The sequence below is a fragment of the Meiothermus sp. QL-1 genome (genome assembly GCF_003351145.1).
Lineage (GTDB): Bacteria > Deinococcota > Deinococci > Deinococcales > Thermaceae > Meiothermus.
On record NZ_QQSV01000001.1, the window covers coordinates 117,457 to 132,675 of the forward strand.

Consider the following 15,219-nt stretch of genomic DNA (forward strand, 5'->3'; position numbering starts at 1 on the left):
GGAGGCCCCATGCGCTGGCTCGGACATCTCTTCGTGGGGGTAGTGGTTTTCCTGGTAGCCCTGCCCTTCATCTGGATGGCCTACGCAGCTTTCATTCCGCCTAAGCTCATCTTCACCGGGGAAATTTTCAGCCAGCTCGCCTTTAGTTTGGAGAACTTCCAGGTATTGGGCCGAGAGGGGTTTTGGGAGGGCTTCTGGGGGCGCCTGCTCTTCTCAGCCCTGCTTACCGGAGGGGTTACCCTGCTCCAGCTTTTCACCGGCTTCTTGGCTGCCTATGCCCTGAAAGAGGGGGTCCCGCTCTTGCCCTTCTTCCTGCTGCTTTTGGCCATCCCCGTAGAACTGCTGCTGGTGCCTTTGTACGGCATTTTGGCCGGGCTGCGCTTGCTCGATACCCTATGGGCTTTGGTGCTGCCCTTTGCCGCCAGCCCCTTCATCGTCTATCTGCTTTTCCAAGGCATGCGCACCGTACCCGAGGAGCTTTTGGAAGCGGCCCGGCTAGACGGCGCGGGTCACCGGGTGCTTTTGTCCCGTATTCTTCTGCCCCTGATGCGGCCCCAGCTTATAGCTGCCGGGGTGCTGGCCTTTGCTGCCCACTGGAACCTGGTGTTGTATCCCCGAATTGTGGCCGGTAGCAAGGAGCTCAAAACCGTACAGACCTGGATCACCGACCTGCAACGGCAAAATCCTGCCGACTGGGGGCCTCTTTCGGCTGCGGCCCTGGCCGCTACTTTGCCTTTGGTTATCGTTTACCTGCTATACGAGCGGCGCATCGTGGAAACCTTTGAGGAAGGGCTCAAGGGATAGGCTCATCGCCCTCTTTTCCTGGGGTCTAGGTGGTCTCTCAGGCCATCGCCCAAAAGGTTGAAGCCCAGAACCGCCAGGCTGATGGCCAGGCCGGGAAAGATGACGGGGTAGGGGGTTAGCTCCTGGTAGCTCTGGGCCTCCCGCAGCATGCGGCCCCAGCTTGGGTCGGGGGGCTGGGTGCCCAGGCCCAGGTAGGAGAGCGCAGCCTCGGCCAGGATGGCCAGGGCGAAAGCCAGGCTGGCTTGAACCACCAGCGGGCCAGTTATGTTGGGCATCACGTGGCGGAGTGCGATTCGCAGGTGCCCTGCACCCAGGGCTCGAGCGGCTTCCACGTAGGGAAGATTTTTGGTGGCGAGCACCCCAGCCCGGGCCACTCGAGCAAAGGCCGGCACTGCGGCCAGGCCAATGGCCACCATGGAGGTGGTTACGCCAGGGTTGAAGACAGCGGCCAGCAGGAGGGCCAGCAAAAGAGCGGGCAGGGCATACAGGGCCTCCAGCAGTACCGAAAGCGCCTGGTCGAGCCATCCCCCCACATACCCGGCCAACACCCCCAGCGCCACCCCCAGCGAAAGCCCGATCCCTACGGCCACCAGGCCCACATACAGGGCGTTTTGGGCACCGGCCAGTAAGCGGGCCAGGGTATCGCGCCCCAAGATATCGGTTCCCAAGGGGTGCCCTGGGGTGAGGGGAGGGGCCAGACGGTTGGGGGTGGTGGCGTTGGGGTCGGTGGGGTTCAGGGCGCTAAGAAGCGCCATGCAAAGAACCAGCAACACCAGAACCCCCCCGGCTTTGAGTGGGAGGGGGAGGTTGCGCCACTTCCGGTTACTCATAGCTCACACGGGGGTCGAGTAGTGCATACAAAAGGTCCACCACCAGGTTTGTAAGCACGATGAAGGCTGCTATTACCAGCACCACACCCTGCAAAAGCGGATAGTCTCGCGCGCTTATGGCGGTAAGTGATAAGGAGCCCAGGCCTGGAATGCCAAATACTGTTTCCACCACCACTGTAGCGATGAGCAGGTTGGCGAACTCGAGGCCCAGCACCGTTGCCACGGGCAAGGCCGCGTTCCTTAGGGCGTGCTTGTAAAGCACGCTTCGCTCCGAGAGGCCCTTGGCCCTTGCGGTGCGGACGTAGTCCTGTGAGAGGACCTCGAGCACGCTGCCTCGCACCAGCCGAACCAGGAATGCGGCGCTGGCCAGCCCCACCGTGAGCACTGGCAGCACCAATGATGCCAGGGCGCGTCCCGGGTTCTCCCAGCCCTCCACGGGAAAGCTGGTGGGCAAGGGCAGCCTGAGCCAGACGACGAAAAGATAGATGAACATCAGCCCCACCCAGAACGAGGGCAGCACAACGCCCACAAGCGAGCCCATCGAGACCGCCAGGTCTACCCAGCTTCCGGCCCGTCGCGCGGCCAGGACCCCAAGCGGCACCGCGATCAGGACCGCCAAAAAAAGCGAGACCAGCACGATGGGAAGAGTAATTCCGAGCCTGTTTAGAATGAGCGCGGCGATGGGCTGCTCGTAGCGAATGGAGAGGCCCAGATCGCCCCTCAGCACCCCCGAAAGCCAGCTTAGGTATCGCTCTAGCGGGGGCTTGTCCAGGCCTAGCCGGGCCTCTAGAGCAGCCACGTCCTCAGGCGTAGCCTCGATGCCCAGAATGGCCTGGGCCGGGTTGCCCGGAATCAGAAGCAACGCGGCAAACACCAGGGAGCTGGCCAACCAGAGGGTGACCAGGGCGAAGCCCAGGCGGCGAACGCTGTAGGCGAGCATGGTAGAAAGAGCCGGCCGCCGGCCCCGGCTGCCGGCTACCAGCAGGGGTTAGCGCACCCAGACCTCGGCCACGCTAATTCCGGGCGATAGGAAGCCCTGGGGCCAGTTCTGCACCCGGGCCCGGTGGGCACCCAGCGCGGGCAGGCTCATCACCCACACGCTGGCGGCGTCCTCGGCTAGGAGACGCTGGGCTGCGGCCAGGGCCTCGCAGGCCTGGGTTGCGTTGGGCGCCCTGAGGTACTGGGTGAAAAGCTGTTGGAAGCGGGGGTTGTTGTAGCGCCAGTAGTAGCGGGGGTTGGCGTAGTTGCCTATGTCGTTGGCCTCTACGTGCCCGATGAGGGTCATGGCGTAGTCGGCCTGGGTGAAGACCCGCTGAATCCAGGTGTTGAAATCGGTCACCTGTATGCTGACCTGCAGCGGTCCTAATCGGTTGAGCTGGGCCACCAGGGCTTCCCCAATGCGCCTTTCGTAGGGAAACTCGGCCGCTAGGTTGAAGGTGAAGCGAAGGGGGTTTTGGTTGGTGAAGCCTGCCTCGGCCAAGAGGCGCCGGGCCTCTTCCGGGTTGTAGGGGTTAAAGTTGGAAAGGTCCACGTAGCAGGCCTCCCCCGGGGAGCGCATGGAGCCGATTTTGGTGCCGTAGCCCAGCATGGCCCCTTGGATGAGCTCATCCTTGTTGATGGCCAGGGTGATGGCCCGGCGCACCCGTACGTCGTTGAAAGGGGGGCGGCTGTTGTTGAAGCCTGCCACAGCCTCGGCGGTGGCTGTGCCGGCAACCACCCGGAAGTTGGGGTCGCGCGAGAGAAGGAGGGCGTTCTCGGGCAGAAGGGCGTAGGCAATTACGTCCAGGTCGCCAGCCCGAAGCCCCGCGAGCTGGGCATCCCCATCGCCAAGAAAGCGAAAGTTAACCCGGTCCAGGTAGGGCAGGCCCTGGATGTAGTAGTTGGGGTTGCGCTCCAGCCGAACGGCTACCCCCCGCTCCCAGGCGGCAAAGCGGAAGGGCCCGGTGCCCACGGGCTGTACTCGCTGCTCGGCCAGGGGGCGCTGGCGGGGTCCTATGAGCGATTCGGGCCTTGAGAGGATGAACAGGAAGTCGTTGTTGGGCTGGCGTAGCCGGAAAACCACGGTGTTGGAGTTGGGGCTGCTCACCTCGGTGATGTCGCGGTATAGGTCGGGGCGCAGATGGCCTGAAGCCCGGGTGTCAGGGTTTCTGGCCCGGTTGAACTTGGCGATGACATCCTGGGCGGTGAAGTCGGAGCCGTCATGGAACTTCACCCCCTGGCGCAGGGTGAAGGTGTAGGTGAGACCAGAGTCGGAAACGCTCCAGCGTGTGGCCAGCGAAGGGACAATCTCCCCCCTGGGGTTGCGCTTGACCAGACCCTGCAGCACGTTGTCGTAGACCACCCGGGATATGTCCGCCCCGGCCACTTGGGTGGGGTCCCAGGCTGCGGGCTCAGTTTGGAGGGCGATGGTGATGGAACCTCCGCGCTGCTGGGCCATCCCAAGACCAAAGAAAACCGCGAAGCCTATCAGCAACCAACGATTCATCCCGTTTCCTCCTTGTGTTGGGAAAATCGCGATTTCTGGTCGCGCCGCGCGGGTGGGCGATTGCCTCACCGGAAATTTAGGTCGGGTTTTCTCCACCCTCCCCACCCGAAAAAAGCCCAAGCGCAGGGCTTTTTTCGGTATCGCTCGTAACTTGCAACATAACACGAAGCCAAGCTTTTGCAAAGCCTCTGGTAGACGCTCATAGGCTCAATCGGATACCCTGGTGAAGATGCCCTCGGCCCGTTCGGCTGCCGAACTCGTAGCCCGCATTTTGGGGCGCAAAGAGCTGCGGGCTGGGGTGGAGCGGGGACGGGCTATCGCTTTGTGGCCGCAGGTGGCGGGCCCTGCTCTGGGCCAGATGAGCGAAGCCGAGCGCCTGGAGGATGGGGTGCTGTTCGTGCGGGTTACCGACTCGGTGGTGGCCCATCAGCTCACCTACCTGCGCGAGGAGTTTATCCGCCGCTACCAGGAGCACCTGCCGGGGGTAATCCGGGAGGTGCGCTTTTTCGTAGGGGGAGGGAAGAGACCCAAGCCCAAGGCGGAGCCCTCCTCGCTCCCCCCTCTTTCCCCAGAGGAGGAGGCCCGTTTGCAGGCGCTGGTAAAGGGGAGCCCCGTGGAGTTGCAGCCGGTGTTGTTGCGGGCCGGGCAGGCGGTGTTGCGGCGGTACAAGGCCAGCCCCCATGGGCCTTGTGCGGTGTGTGGGGCGCCCAGCCCTGTTCATCCCTGCAGGGCTTGCCGGCGGCTGCTTGCAGAACCGGTGGTGCGGCGCGAGGCCGTGCGTCTTTCCCGTTTTCCCCTGCGGCCCAGGCTCGAGGGGGAACCTCTGGAAGCGGCCCGCTATCTGGCCCGGAAAAAGCTGGAGGCCCAGCTCAAGGAGCTGCTGCCTCAGGCCATTCGGCAGCCCGAGCTCATCGCCATACTGCAGGACACCGCTCGGCGCTACCTCCAGCTTTGCACCGGCCAGCAGGAGGTGCAGGCCTACCGGCATCTACTGCCTGCGGAGCTGGCATCGCTCTTGAAAGAGATATGATAGGCCCACTCGAGGGTAAGGGGGCATCATTGCCGCTGCCCGTCTAAACTGGAGGAGGCTATGTCCAGCGAGACCAAACCCAAGCGTATAGGTGGCGATAGCAAGATAAAGGCCGGGCTCATTTGGTTCAACGGGCAGCTGGTGCCCCAAGAGGAGGCGCGGGTCTCGGTGCTGACCCATGCCCTGCACTACGGCACCAGCGTCTTCGAGGGCATCCGAGCCTACGAGACGCCCAAAGGGCCGGCCATCTTCCGCCTACCTGAGCACACCGAGCGCTTTTTTCATAGCGCCAAGGTGATGATGTTCGAAATTCCCTACAGCCCCGAGGAGATCAACCGGGCCATCCAGGAGGTGGTGCGGGCCAACGGCTACAGAAGTTGTTATATCCGCCCGCTGGCCTGGATGGGTGCCCACACCCTTGGGGTGAACCCTCTGCCCAACAACCCTGCCGAGGTGATGATTGCGGCCTGGGAGTGGGGTACCTATCTGGGCGAGGAGGCAGTGCGGAAGGGGGCCAGGCTCATCACCTCCTCCTGGGCCCGCTTTCCTGCCAACGTAATGCCCGGCAAGGCCAAGGTGGGGGGCAACTACGTCAACAGCGCTCTGGCCCGCATGGAGGCCCAGCAGGCTGGAGCGGATGAGGCCCTTTTGCTGGATAAGGAGGGTTTTGTCGCCGAGGGCTCGGGGGAGAACCTGTTTTTCTTCCGCGGGGGGGTGCTTTACGCTATCGAGCACTCGGTCAACCTGATGGGCATCACCCGCGACACCATCATCACCTTGGCCCGCGACCTGGGCTACGAAGTGCGCGAGGTGCGGGCCACCCGGGATCAGCTTTACATGGCCGACGAGGCCTTCATGGTGGGCACCGCTGCCGAGGTGACCCCCATCTCCTACCTCGACCAGCGGCCCATCGGGAACGGCCAGGCAGGGGAGCACACCATGCGGCTTCGCGCCGCTTACATGGACGTGGTGCAGGGCAAAAACCCCAGGTACGAAGCCTGGCTTACCTACGTGTAGAGGCTGCCTTGGGCAGCCTCTGCCCCCTATTCCAGCCCGGCTAGCCTGCGGTTCTTAGCGATGTATTCGCGCCACTGCTCGGGGACGTCCTCCTCGGGGTAGATGGCCGAGACCGGGCAGGCCGGCACGCAGGCGCCGCAGTCGATGCACTCATCGGGGTGGATGTAGAACTGGTCCCCGCCGTCGTAGATGCACTCGACCGGGCAGACCTCTACGCAGGACTTGTCCTTGGTGCCGATGCAGGGTTCGGTGATCACGTGGGGCATGGGTTCCTCCAACAAAGGGGTTTTGCTTGCTCGAGACCGACAAGCTAGCTACCTATTCTAGGGGAATCTGGGAAAAGTCAATGGGTGCCCTATACTGGGGCGCTGGGAGGCGCCTTGGGCAGCATGGAAGCGGTAGAGTTCTTGCGCGGCGCGCTGGAGATTCCCTCGGTTTCCGGGCAGGAGCGGGCGGTGGCCGAGTACCTGGTCGAGGGAATGCGGCGGATGGGGTACCCCCGCGCCTGGGTGGACGAGGCCGACAACGCCCGCGGCCAGATTGGGAATGGGCCGCTGCAGGTGGTGCTCCTGGGGCACATCGACACCGTGCCGGGGGAGATTCCGGTGCGGCTGGTGGGGGACAAGCTCTTTGGGCGGGGCTCGGTGGATGCCAAGGGCCCTTTCGTGACCTTCGTGCTGGCCGCGGCTGCCCTGCCCGAGGAGGTGCTTGGGCGGATGACCGTGCACCTGGTGGGGGCCACCGAGGAGGAGGTGCCCAGCTCCAAGGGGGCGCGGTACGTGGTGGACAAGCTCAGGCCCGATTTCGTAATCATCGGGGAGCCCTCGGGCTGGCAGGGCATTACCCTGGGCTACAAAGGGCGCCTTTTGGTGCGGGTGCGGCGGGAGAAGGACAACTTTCACTCTGCCCACCACGAACCCAACGCGGCTGAGGAGCTCATCAGCTACTTCGTGAGCATCAAGGCCTGGGCCGAGGCCATGAATGTGGGCCAGGGGCCCTTCCACCAGGTGCAGTACAGCCTGCGGGACTTTCGCATCGAGAACCCGGACAACCGTCAGTTTGCCGAGATGAGGTTCGACCTGCGTCTGCCCCCCCGGCTCTCGGTGGAGGAGGCCATCCGGCACCTCACCGCCTATGCGCCGCCCACCCTTGACCTGGATTTCTCCGGGCGGGAGGTGCCCTACGTGGGGCCCAAAGATACCCCCCTGACCCGGGCCCTGCGGGTGGGCATACGTCAGGCGGGGGGGGAGCCGGTCTTCAAGTACAAGACCGGCACTTCCGACATGAACGTGGTGGCCCCCTACTGGAGGGTACCAATGGTGGCCTACGGGCCGGGGGACTCCACCCTCGACCACACCCCCGTGGAGCACCTGGAGATTCCCGAGTTTTTGAAGGCCATTGAGGCCTTGCGGGCAGCCCTTATTCGCCTGGCAGGCTAGAGAGCTCCTCGCGCCAGGGGGGGTTAGCCCCCGCCCGGGTGCAGGTCAGGGCCGCCACACGGGCGGCGAAGCGCAATAGCTCTCCTACGGCCCCAGCATCCAGGGCCGCCAACCCTCCCCGCGACCAGATTCCTTGCGCCCAGAGCCAGCTCAGCACGCCCGCCATGAAGGCATCCCCTGCCCCCACGGTGTCCACTACCTGGACCAGGGGGGCCTGGGTCCGCAGGGTTCCCCACCGGCCAACGGCGAAAGCCCCCTCCCTGCCCTGGGTGACCACCACCAGGGCAGGGCCTTGTTCCAGCCACGCCTGGGCGAGGTCTTCGGGCGCTTGGCCGGGGTAGAGCCAGGCCAGGTCGGCCTGGCTGACCTTGACCAGGTCCACCTGCTTTAGCCAGCGTGCAAGCCGTTCCAGATAGGCCTGTTTGTCGGGGATGAGGAATGGGCGCACGTTGGGGTCGAGCGAGATGAGGCGTTGGCGGGCCTCGCGCGCCATGAGCTGTTCCAGGGTGGAGGCCGAGGGCTCGAGCACCAGCGAGTAAGACCCGAGGTGCAGCGCGGCGTTGGGGGGAAGGTCTGGGGGGAGGTCCTGGGGTCTGAGCAGGCGGTCGGCGGTGTTCTCGCAATAAAAGGAGAAGAACTCGCCGCCCTCAGAGGGGGTGACCAGGGCCAGGGTGGTGAGCTCGGGGCCCTCCTTCAGGTAGTCGAGGCGTACCCCGCTGGCGGCCAGGTGGCGCTTCAATAGCTGCCCGAAGGCATCCTGGGAGACCCGGCCCAGAAAGGCCACCGGGGTGCCCAGGCGGCTCGCTCCCAAGGCCACGTTGTAGGGGGAACCCCCAGGCCGGGGGATGTAGGCCGTGCCCTCCGGGTGGGCCGTTGGGGTCAGGTCAATCAGGGCTTCTCCCGCAACGATTAGCATGCCTGCAGTTTAAGCTGGCCGGGGCTTTGTGGGGGTAGGGGTCGGTTAAGCTATAGCTCATGGGTATTGTGGTGGTGGGCAGCCTCAACATGGACCTGGTGGTGCGGGTCAAGCGGCACCCCAGGGCAGGGGAGACCCTTTTGGGCTCGGACTATGAGACCCATTTCGGGGGCAAGGGGGCCAACCAGGCCGTGGCCGCCTCGAGGATGCTGGGGCGCCCGGCCAAGGCCAAGGTTCGGATGATTGGGCGGGTGGGCCAGGACGAGTTCGGCCAGCAGCTTCGCAATGCGCTCAAGCGCGAGTGCATCAACGTGCATGCCGTGCTGCCCATCCCAGCCCCCACGGGGGTGGCCTTCATTGCGGTGGACGAGAACGGGGAGAACACCATCATCGTCTCGCCGGGGGCCAACCATCGGCTGCGCCCCGAGAACCTGACCCCCGCCGAGTTCGAGGACGCGAGGGTGGTGGTTTTGCAGCTCGAGATCCCCCTGGACACGGTCCGCCGGGCCGCCGAGCTGGGGCGCCAGGCTGGGGCCACGGTCATTTTGAACGCAGCTCCGGTCCAGAAGCTGCCCGAGAAGCTCTTTGAACAAGTGGACCTGCTGGTGCTGAACGAGAACGAGGCCCAGGGCCTGACTGGGGTGGCGCCCGCCTCGGTGGAGCAGGCTTTGGAGCTGGCCCGGCATCTGGCGCAAAGAGTGCCTGCGGTGGTGGTCACCCTAGGGGAGCAGGGAGCAGTCTGGGCAGGCTCCCAGGGCTCGGGCTACCAGCCCGCTTTGCGTGTGGCCAGCGTGGACAATACCGGGGCAGGGGATGCCTTCATCGGGGCTTTGGCGGTGGCCCTCCTCGAGGGGCAAGCTCTACCCGAAGCGGTGCGCTGGGGGGCGGTGGCCGGGGCCCTGGCCACCACCCGGGTGGGGGCCCAGCCCGCGCTGCCCTGCCGGGACGATGTGCTGGCCCGGCTCGGGCAAGTGTAAAAAGCCCCCAGAGGGGGCTTGTTGGGGTCTTGTTCAGTTTAGTTGAGGCTCTCGCCCGCCGCTTCCTCGAACATCCGGCGGGCTTCCTCCAGGCTAATCTCCAGAACCTGGGAGATTTCCTCGGCTAGAAGGTGCAGTGCCCGGCGAAGGGCTTGCCTGTCGAGGTCGGGCAGGCCTTTTTCCAGCTCCCAGGCCCGGAGCTGGCCGGCCAGCGTGGCAATGCGGAACGGGTCGCCCTCGGCCAGGATTTCGGTGGTTTTGCGGTGGCGGGCCGCCCATTGGCGCGGCAAGGGCAGGCGCCCTTCCCGCAGGAGGGTTAGGATTTCGCTCACCTGTTCCGGTGAAAGGGCCCGGCGCAGGCGGGTGCTTTGGGGGGATTCCACAGGAACGTAGGCTTTGGAACGCGTCCCAGGAAAGTCAACTTGATAGTAGGACCTGTCCGAGCCAGCTACTGAACGTTGGGCTATACCCGCCACCACGCCCACACCATACGGCGGCAAAACAACCTTGTCTCCTGGACGGTACTCGCTCACAACGCCACTCCTTTCAAAAGCACCTCGAGCAGATGCTCGAGGTACGCGTCCCGTGGAAACTCGAGCTGCGGAGCGCAGGCTAGGGCTGCGATGCTGGCCGCGGTGAGGCTCACGTCCAGCTCCGGCCGCACCTGGCCTTGGGCCTGGCCATCCCTGACAAGCTGCTCAAGAAGCCGCTGATAATGTTCATGCATTCCCCTAAGCCAGCCGGTGGTATCGAGCGGACGGGCTTCCCGGGCCACTGCGGCCCAAAGCCCCCGCCACTCCTCGATCCAGTCCACCCGCAGCCGCAGGACCTCGGCCAGCCGCTCGCGAAAAGGGGCTTCCCGCTGCACCACCGCTTCTACCTTGCGGTAGTAGGCGAAGGTGTGGTGCTCCACAAGCGCCCTGAGGAGGTCCTGCTTGTCGCGGAAGTAAAGGTAGACCGTGCCCTTGCCTACCTCGGCTTCCCTAGCCACCTCCTCGATCTTCAGCCCCGAGAGCCCTCGATCCCTTAGGACTCGGATGGTTGCCTCGAGGATGGCTTCGCGCTTGGGGGCAGTCCGAGCCTCCACGGTCACGGGTATAGAGTCTAACAGAAGGGCTGGCTTTGTGGATGAGATTGGCTCTTTTTTAGGCAAGGAAAGGGCTTCTGAAGGAGCGGTAAGTGCTTTATTTGGCAAATTTTTTGTCGATATGCTGCACCGGGGATTGTTTTTTCTTTTTGGGTTGAATTTAAAAAGCTCCCAGCCACCACGGTCCCGAGAGGCGGCCGTTACGCCCAACGTTACCCCGCTTTCATGGGTCAAAAATGCGATGGCAAAGGCACGCGCTTTTCTGAAAAATGCCCCGAAGATGCCGTTCCAAAGGCCATGGAAGCGCTTTTTTAGAGTGAACCATTATGTTTTGCGCAAAGTGCTATACTGTAGTCGCCGGGCCTGTCCGGCGGGTTCCTTGAAAATGAGTTTTTTCGATTCTTATCGAAATATGGGGATACGAAAAATCCAAAAGCGCGACTTTGTAAGCATCCATCGTAAAAAACCGCGCTTTTTTTGGAGTTATCCACAGGTTGCCTGTGGATAACCAGCAGCTCTCATAAAACCCCCCTCTGGGGGTGCTGTACAGGACGGCATTTAACGGGGTATGCTGTTGCAAACAAATAGCCCCGCAAGGGGATTGCAACTTGACAGTCACACGGATGTCCACGGTATCCTCGGCGCCGTGTTGCAAACAAATAGCCCCGCAAGGGGATTGCAACGGTGGGATGATCTGGATCCCCAGGAGAAGGTCCGGATAGCGTTGCAAACAAATAGCCCCGCAAGGGGATTGCAACGAGGTACGCCTCATCAACGACGACGACTACGTTTTGGGCGTGTTGCAAACAAATAGCCCCGCAAGGGGATTGCAACCCAGCCCATTGATGCGGATTATGGCGGCCACGGCGGCCCTGGTTGCAAACAAATAGCCCCGCAAGGGGATTGCAACCCTCTACCCGGCCGGTCTTCTCTAGGCGCTTGAGAATGTTGCAAACAAATAGCCCCGCAAGGGGATTGCAACCAGGGCTCATGTATAAGCCTTATCACTTTTTTCCTATATACCTGTTGCAAACAAATAGCCCCGCAAGGGGATTGCAACACCTTCATGACACCTCCTAAAACGCACCGCTTTACGCCAGTTGCAAACAAATAGCCCCGCAAGGGGGTTGCAGCCATACGAAAACCCCACTGAACAGTCTGCCTGGGTTGGCAATCAGGCCATATAAGCAAGTTTGGTTCGAGGAACCCACCAGAGTAGGCCCCGGCCCTGCAGGACGGGGCAACCTCTGGGAAGCCGGTCGGGAGACCATCAACCCCGACGCTCCAACCCAAAAGCCCTCTGCATGGGGCGTAGCAAACCCACATTGCCACCCAAAGACCCCTCGAGCTGTACTCCAAATAGGCTTTTCATCCGGCAGTTCGGCGGGCAGCGAGACTACCGGTGTGCCCAGCCCACTGGCCTGACTCCCATGCCCCCACGGTGTGGTGGGAGGCCTGTGGGAGTGTAGAGAACGCGCCTTCTGCAACGGGTAAACTGTGCCTATGCCGTCGGGCCGAGTGCATGAAGCTATCAATCTGAGCGTGCTAGGGTTGGCCGCCGGGGTTTACTGGCTTTATCGGGAGACGCTCGCCATACCGGAGCCGATAGCGGTGGCCTTTGTGGGGAGCTATTTGGTGGGAACCTTCCTGATTACCCCCGACCTCGACCTGGCTGAGCGACAGGTGCGCTCCAAGCGCCGTTGGGGCTGGTTGGGCTGGCTCTGGGTGCCCTATGGGTGGCTCTTTACCCACCGGGGGCTTTCCCACACCTGGTTGGTGGGCCCCCTCACGCGGCTCCTCTACCTGGGCGGAGTGGGGCTGGTACTGGGCTGGTTGGGCCTGGTGCTGGTTCGCTACCTGGGCTTGCACCCGGTCCTAGAAGCCCGGTTTTCCCCTCCACCCCCCGAGGTGGTCTGGGCTTTAGTGCTCGGGTACTACGTTTCCCAGTGGCTGCACCTGTTGGCCGATGGCATCTGGCCTGATGTAAGGTCGCTTCGGTCCCGCCGGCGCTAAGCCATGGACGCGCGCTTTTGGATCGAACAGCTAGGACTCCTTCCCCACCCCGAGGGGGGCTACTACCGCGAGATATACCGCTCGGCAGAGAGCGTGGAGGCTGAACACCTTCCTTCGCGCTACGGGGGGGATAGGGCCTTTTCCACCGCTATTTACTATCTGCTTGAACACCCCGACTTCTCCGCCTTCCATCGCTTAAAAAGCGACGAGATATGGCACTTCTACGACGGAAGCCCCCTCATCCTCTGGCTGATCGACCCTGCTGGGGCCTTGCAGGTCCTGCGCCTGGGCCGCGACCCTGCCCGGGGGGAGCAGCCTGTGAGGGTGGTGCCGGCTGGCTGCTGGTTTGCGGCCAGTCTCGAGCATCCCCAAAGCTTCGCTCTGGTGGGCTGCACCGTGGCCCCAGGCTTCGACTTCGTCGACTTTGAGCTGGCCGAGCGCGAGGCGTTGCTGCGCCAGTTTCCCCAGCACCGGGCCCTTATCGAAAGGCTGACCCGATGAGCCTCCTCTGGCCCCGTGTGGCCATCTACCTGAACTTCTTCGTGTGTGGTTTGCTGGTGGCCGCCTGGGTTTCCCGCATCCCGGCCATCAAGCAGGCGCTGGGCCTTGGTACCGGCGAGCTGGGGCTCATCCTCTGGGCTGCTCCTTTGGGCCTGGTGCTGGCCATGCCGCTTACGGGCAGCCTCATCGCCCGCCTGGGCAGCCGGCCCGTGCTGGCGGCTGCTTCGTTGGCCAGTTGCCTGGCCCTGCCCCCGCTGGCCCTGGCGCCCAGCGAGGGGTGGCTGGCCCTGGCCTTGTTTGCCTTTGGCTACGTCAACGCGGCCATGGATGTCTCCATGAACGCCCAGGCCGTGGAGGCCGAGCGGCGGCTGGCCCGGCCCCTCATGTCCGGTTTCCACGCCTTCTTCAGCCTGGGGGGGGTGGTGGGGGCAGCTCTTGGGGGCGCGGCGGCGGCCCTGGGCCTGGGGCCCCTACCCTTTTTCTCGCTCGTGGCGCTTTTTTCGGCATTGGGTCTGCTCTGGGGGCTGCGCCATCTTCTGGAAGCTCCTCCCAGCCGGCAGGGACCGCGCTTCGTATGGCCCCGGGGGGTGCTCTTGGGGCTGGGTATCATCGCCTTTTGCACCGGGATGGGTGAGGGGGCGGTAGGGGACTGGGGGGCGGTGTACATGAAGCAGGTTCTCGAAGCCAGCGAGGCGGTGGCGGCCCTGGCCTTCTCGGCCTTTTCTCTGGCCATGGTGGTGGGCCGCCTCAGCGGGGATGCTCTCGTCCAGCGCTTGGGGCCTGTTTTTCTAGCGCGGTGTGGGGGGGGGCTGGCAGCCCTGGGCTTTGGGGTGGTGCTGCTGGCCAACCGCCCGGGCCTGGCCCTCCTGGGCTTTGGGCTGGTGGGGCTGGGCTACTGCACCCTTTTTCCCCTGGCCTTCAGCGCGGCAGGGCGGGTACCCGGGGTGGAGCCCGGGGTGGCCCTGGCCGCGGTGGCCACCCTGGGGTATCTGGGTTTTCTCACCGGCCCACCTTTGATTGGGCTGGTGGCCGAGTTCACCTCGCTTAGGTTTTCGCTTTCGCTGGTGGCCGGGCTGGCCCTCGTGATTGTTGCGCTGGCTGGGCTGCTGCGCCGCTAGAGCGCCAGCACCTTGGCCAGCTCGAACTTTTTGCGGTCGATTTCCTTGCGCTGCTCGATGGCCTCCTTGAAGGGGGTGAGGCGGATTTCGCTGTTGACCTCGCCCACTGCCACCCCGCTGGCCCCCATGAGAAGGGCCTCCACCGCCGCAGCCCCCAGCCGGCTGGCCAGCACCCGGTCTTTGGCGGTGGGGCTGCCGCCGCGCTGGATGTGCCCCAGCACCGAGACCCTTCCCTCGAAGCCGGAGTACTGGCGCACGTCCTTCTCGAGCTGCTCTGCTCCTCCGGGATAGCCCCCCTCGGCCACCACCACGATGGAGGAGCGCTTGCCCTTGGCCGCCGACTGGTTGATGACCTCTGCACAGGTTTTGGCATCGGTGGGAATTTCGGGGATTACGACGACCTCGGCCCCACCGGCGATGCCCACCTCGAGCGCGATGAACCCGGCGTGGCGGCCCATTACCTCGATGAAGAAGACCCGGGAGTGGCTGGCGGCGGTGTCGCGGATGCGGTCGATGGCCTCCAGCGCGGTGTTCACCGCGGTGTCGAAGCCGATGGTGTAGTCGGTGCCGTAAAGGTCGTTGTCGATGGTCCCGGGGGCGCCCACCACCGGAATCTGGTGCTCTTCGATGAGCTTGGCCGCCCCGGCGTAGGTGCCGTTGCCTCCGATGGCAATCAGCCCATCGATGCGGGCCTTCTTGAGGTTGGCCGCCGCCTTGGCCCGCCCCTCGGGGGTCATGAACTCTTTGCTACGGGCCGTGAGCAGGATGGTGCCCCCGCGCTGCAGGGTGTTGGCCACGTCGCGCGGACCCAGGGGCACCAGGTCGCCCTCGATCATGCCCTGGTAGCCGTTGCGGATGCCGATGACCTCGAGGCCGTGGGCCACCCCGTTGCGCACCACAGCCCGGATGGCTGCGTTCATGCCTGGGGCGTCGCCCCCACTGGTGAAGACTGCGATTCGCTTCATGGAAAACCCCGCGTGGCAAAGCGTGAAGGCCGCAGGC

At 64.1% G+C, this 15,219-nt stretch carries 17 protein-coding genes and 1 CRISPR repeat array; of the genes, 9 read left to right on the forward strand and 8 right to left on the reverse strand.

Annotated elements, in window-relative coordinates:
* Positions 1-9: 9 nt before the first annotated feature.
* Positions 10-804, forward strand: coding sequence for a carbohydrate ABC transporter permease (locus tag DV704_RS00610; protein ID WP_114797619.1), 795 nt, complete (start codon positions 10-12; stop codon positions 802-804).
* 2 nt (positions 805-806) lie between these two features.
* On the opposite strand, the gene DV704_RS00615 is transcribed toward DV704_RS00610, so the two are convergent.
* The 3 genes from DV704_RS00615 to DV704_RS00625 are packed head-to-tail and all read right to left on the reverse strand — an operon-like array spanning position 807 to position 4,119.
* The gene (locus DV704_RS00615; protein ID WP_114797620.1) at positions 807-1,634 is read right to left on the reverse strand and encodes an ABC transporter permease; all 828 of its coding nucleotides are present in this window, start codon (positions 1,632-1,634) and stop codon (positions 807-809) included.
* Positions 1,627-2,574, reverse strand: a complete 948-nt coding sequence (locus DV704_RS00620; RefSeq protein WP_114797621.1) for an ABC transporter permease — start codon at positions 2,572-2,574, stop codon at positions 1,627-1,629. Before DV704_RS00620 ends, DV704_RS00615 begins: the two co-directional genes overlap by 8 nt.
* A 48-nt stretch (positions 2,575-2,622) precedes the next feature.
* The gene (locus DV704_RS00625) at positions 2,623-4,119 is read right to left on the reverse strand and encodes an ABC transporter substrate-binding protein (RefSeq protein WP_114797622.1); all 1,497 of its coding nucleotides are present in this window, start codon (positions 4,117-4,119) and stop codon (positions 2,623-2,625) included.
* Between the two features lie 229 nt (positions 4,120-4,348).
* Here DV704_RS00625 and DV704_RS00630 point away from each other — a divergent pair, with 229 nt between their 5' ends.
* Together DV704_RS00630 and DV704_RS00635 are read left to right on the forward strand one after the other, a co-directional pair.
* Complete coding sequence (locus DV704_RS00630) at positions 4,349-5,149, forward strand: DUF721 domain-containing protein (RefSeq protein ID WP_114797991.1); 801 nt, start codon at positions 4,349-4,351, stop codon at positions 5,147-5,149.
* A 60-nt stretch (positions 5,150-5,209) separates the two neighbouring features.
* On the forward strand, positions 5,210-6,166 hold the full coding sequence (locus DV704_RS00635) for a branched-chain amino acid transaminase (protein WP_114797623.1): 957 nt from the start codon (positions 5,210-5,212) through the stop codon (positions 6,164-6,166).
* 26 nt (positions 6,167-6,192) lie between these two features.
* Here DV704_RS00635 and DV704_RS00640 read toward each other — a convergent pair whose 3' ends face one another.
* Positions 6,193-6,432 (reverse strand): ferredoxin, encoded by a 240-nt coding sequence (locus DV704_RS00640; RefSeq protein WP_114797992.1) that lies wholly within the window; start codon positions 6,430-6,432, stop codon positions 6,193-6,195.
* 123 nt (positions 6,433-6,555) lie between these two features.
* Between DV704_RS00640 and DV704_RS00645 the strand changes: the two genes are divergently transcribed.
* Positions 6,556-7,605, forward strand: a complete 1,050-nt coding sequence (locus tag DV704_RS00645) for a [LysW]-lysine hydrolase (protein ID WP_114797624.1) — start codon at positions 6,556-6,558, stop codon at positions 7,603-7,605.
* Here DV704_RS00645 and DV704_RS00650 read toward each other — a convergent pair.
* Entirely contained in the window at positions 7,586-8,521 is a 936-nt protein-coding gene (locus DV704_RS00650; RefSeq protein ID WP_114797625.1) for a carbohydrate kinase, read from the reverse strand. The two genes, DV704_RS00645 and DV704_RS00650, sit on opposite strands and share 20 nt — an antisense overlap.
* Positions 8,522-8,580: 59 nt before the next feature.
* On the opposite strand from DV704_RS00650, the gene rbsK reads away from it, so the two are divergent.
* Complete coding sequence (gene rbsK / locus DV704_RS00655; RefSeq protein WP_114797626.1) at positions 8,581-9,498, forward strand: ribokinase; 918 nt, start codon at positions 8,581-8,583, stop codon at positions 9,496-9,498.
* A gap of 38 nt (positions 9,499-9,536) precedes the next feature.
* Here rbsK and DV704_RS00660 read toward each other — a convergent pair whose 3' ends face one another.
* Positions 9,537-10,031 carry a CarD family transcriptional regulator gene (locus tag DV704_RS00660; RefSeq protein WP_114797627.1) on the reverse strand — a complete coding sequence of 165 codons (495 nt, stop codon included), beginning with the start codon at positions 10,029-10,031 and terminating at the stop codon, positions 9,537-9,539.
* A complete protein-coding gene (locus DV704_RS00665; RefSeq protein ID WP_199489911.1) occupies positions 10,028-10,591 on the reverse strand; it encodes a TetR/AcrR family transcriptional regulator in 564 nt (187 codons plus the stop codon). The genes DV704_RS00660 and DV704_RS00665 overlap by 4 nt, the downstream gene beginning before the upstream one ends.
* Positions 10,592-10,622: 31 nt before the next feature.
* Here DV704_RS00665 and DV704_RS12110 point away from each other — a divergent pair, with 31 nt between their 5' ends.
* The 4 genes from DV704_RS12110 (at position 10,623) to DV704_RS00680 (ending at position 14,217) form a co-directional block, all read left to right on the forward strand.
* The gene (locus DV704_RS12110) at positions 10,623-11,093 is read left to right on the forward strand and encodes a hypothetical protein (protein WP_147279579.1); all 471 of its coding nucleotides are present in this window, start codon (positions 10,623-10,625) and stop codon (positions 11,091-11,093) included.
* A 65-nt stretch (positions 11,094-11,158) separates the two neighbouring features.
* A CRISPR array of direct repeats spans positions 11,159-11,719; the repeat unit is 35 nt; unit sequence GTTGCAAACAAATAGCCCCGCAAGGGGATTGCAAC.
* A 369-nt stretch (positions 11,720-12,088) separates the two neighbouring features.
* Positions 12,089-12,598 (forward strand): metal-binding protein, encoded by a 510-nt coding sequence (locus tag DV704_RS00670; RefSeq protein ID WP_114797629.1) that lies wholly within the window; start codon positions 12,089-12,091, stop codon positions 12,596-12,598.
* Positions 12,599-12,601: 3 nt separating this feature from the next.
* On the forward strand, positions 12,602-13,099 hold the full coding sequence (locus tag DV704_RS00675; protein WP_114797630.1) for a cupin domain-containing protein: 498 nt from the start codon (positions 12,602-12,604) through the stop codon (positions 13,097-13,099).
* Positions 13,096-14,217 (forward strand): MFS transporter, encoded by a 1,122-nt coding sequence (locus DV704_RS00680; RefSeq protein WP_114797631.1) that lies wholly within the window; start codon positions 13,096-13,098, stop codon positions 14,215-14,217. The genes DV704_RS00675 and DV704_RS00680 overlap by 4 nt, the downstream gene beginning before the upstream one ends.
* Here DV704_RS00680 and pfkA read toward each other — a convergent pair.
* Positions 14,214-15,182, reverse strand: coding sequence for a 6-phosphofructokinase (pfkA, locus tag DV704_RS00685; RefSeq protein WP_114797632.1), 969 nt, complete (start codon positions 15,180-15,182; stop codon positions 14,214-14,216). The genes DV704_RS00680 and pfkA overlap by 4 nt on opposite strands.
* Between the last annotated feature and the right edge of the window lie 37 nt (positions 15,183-15,219).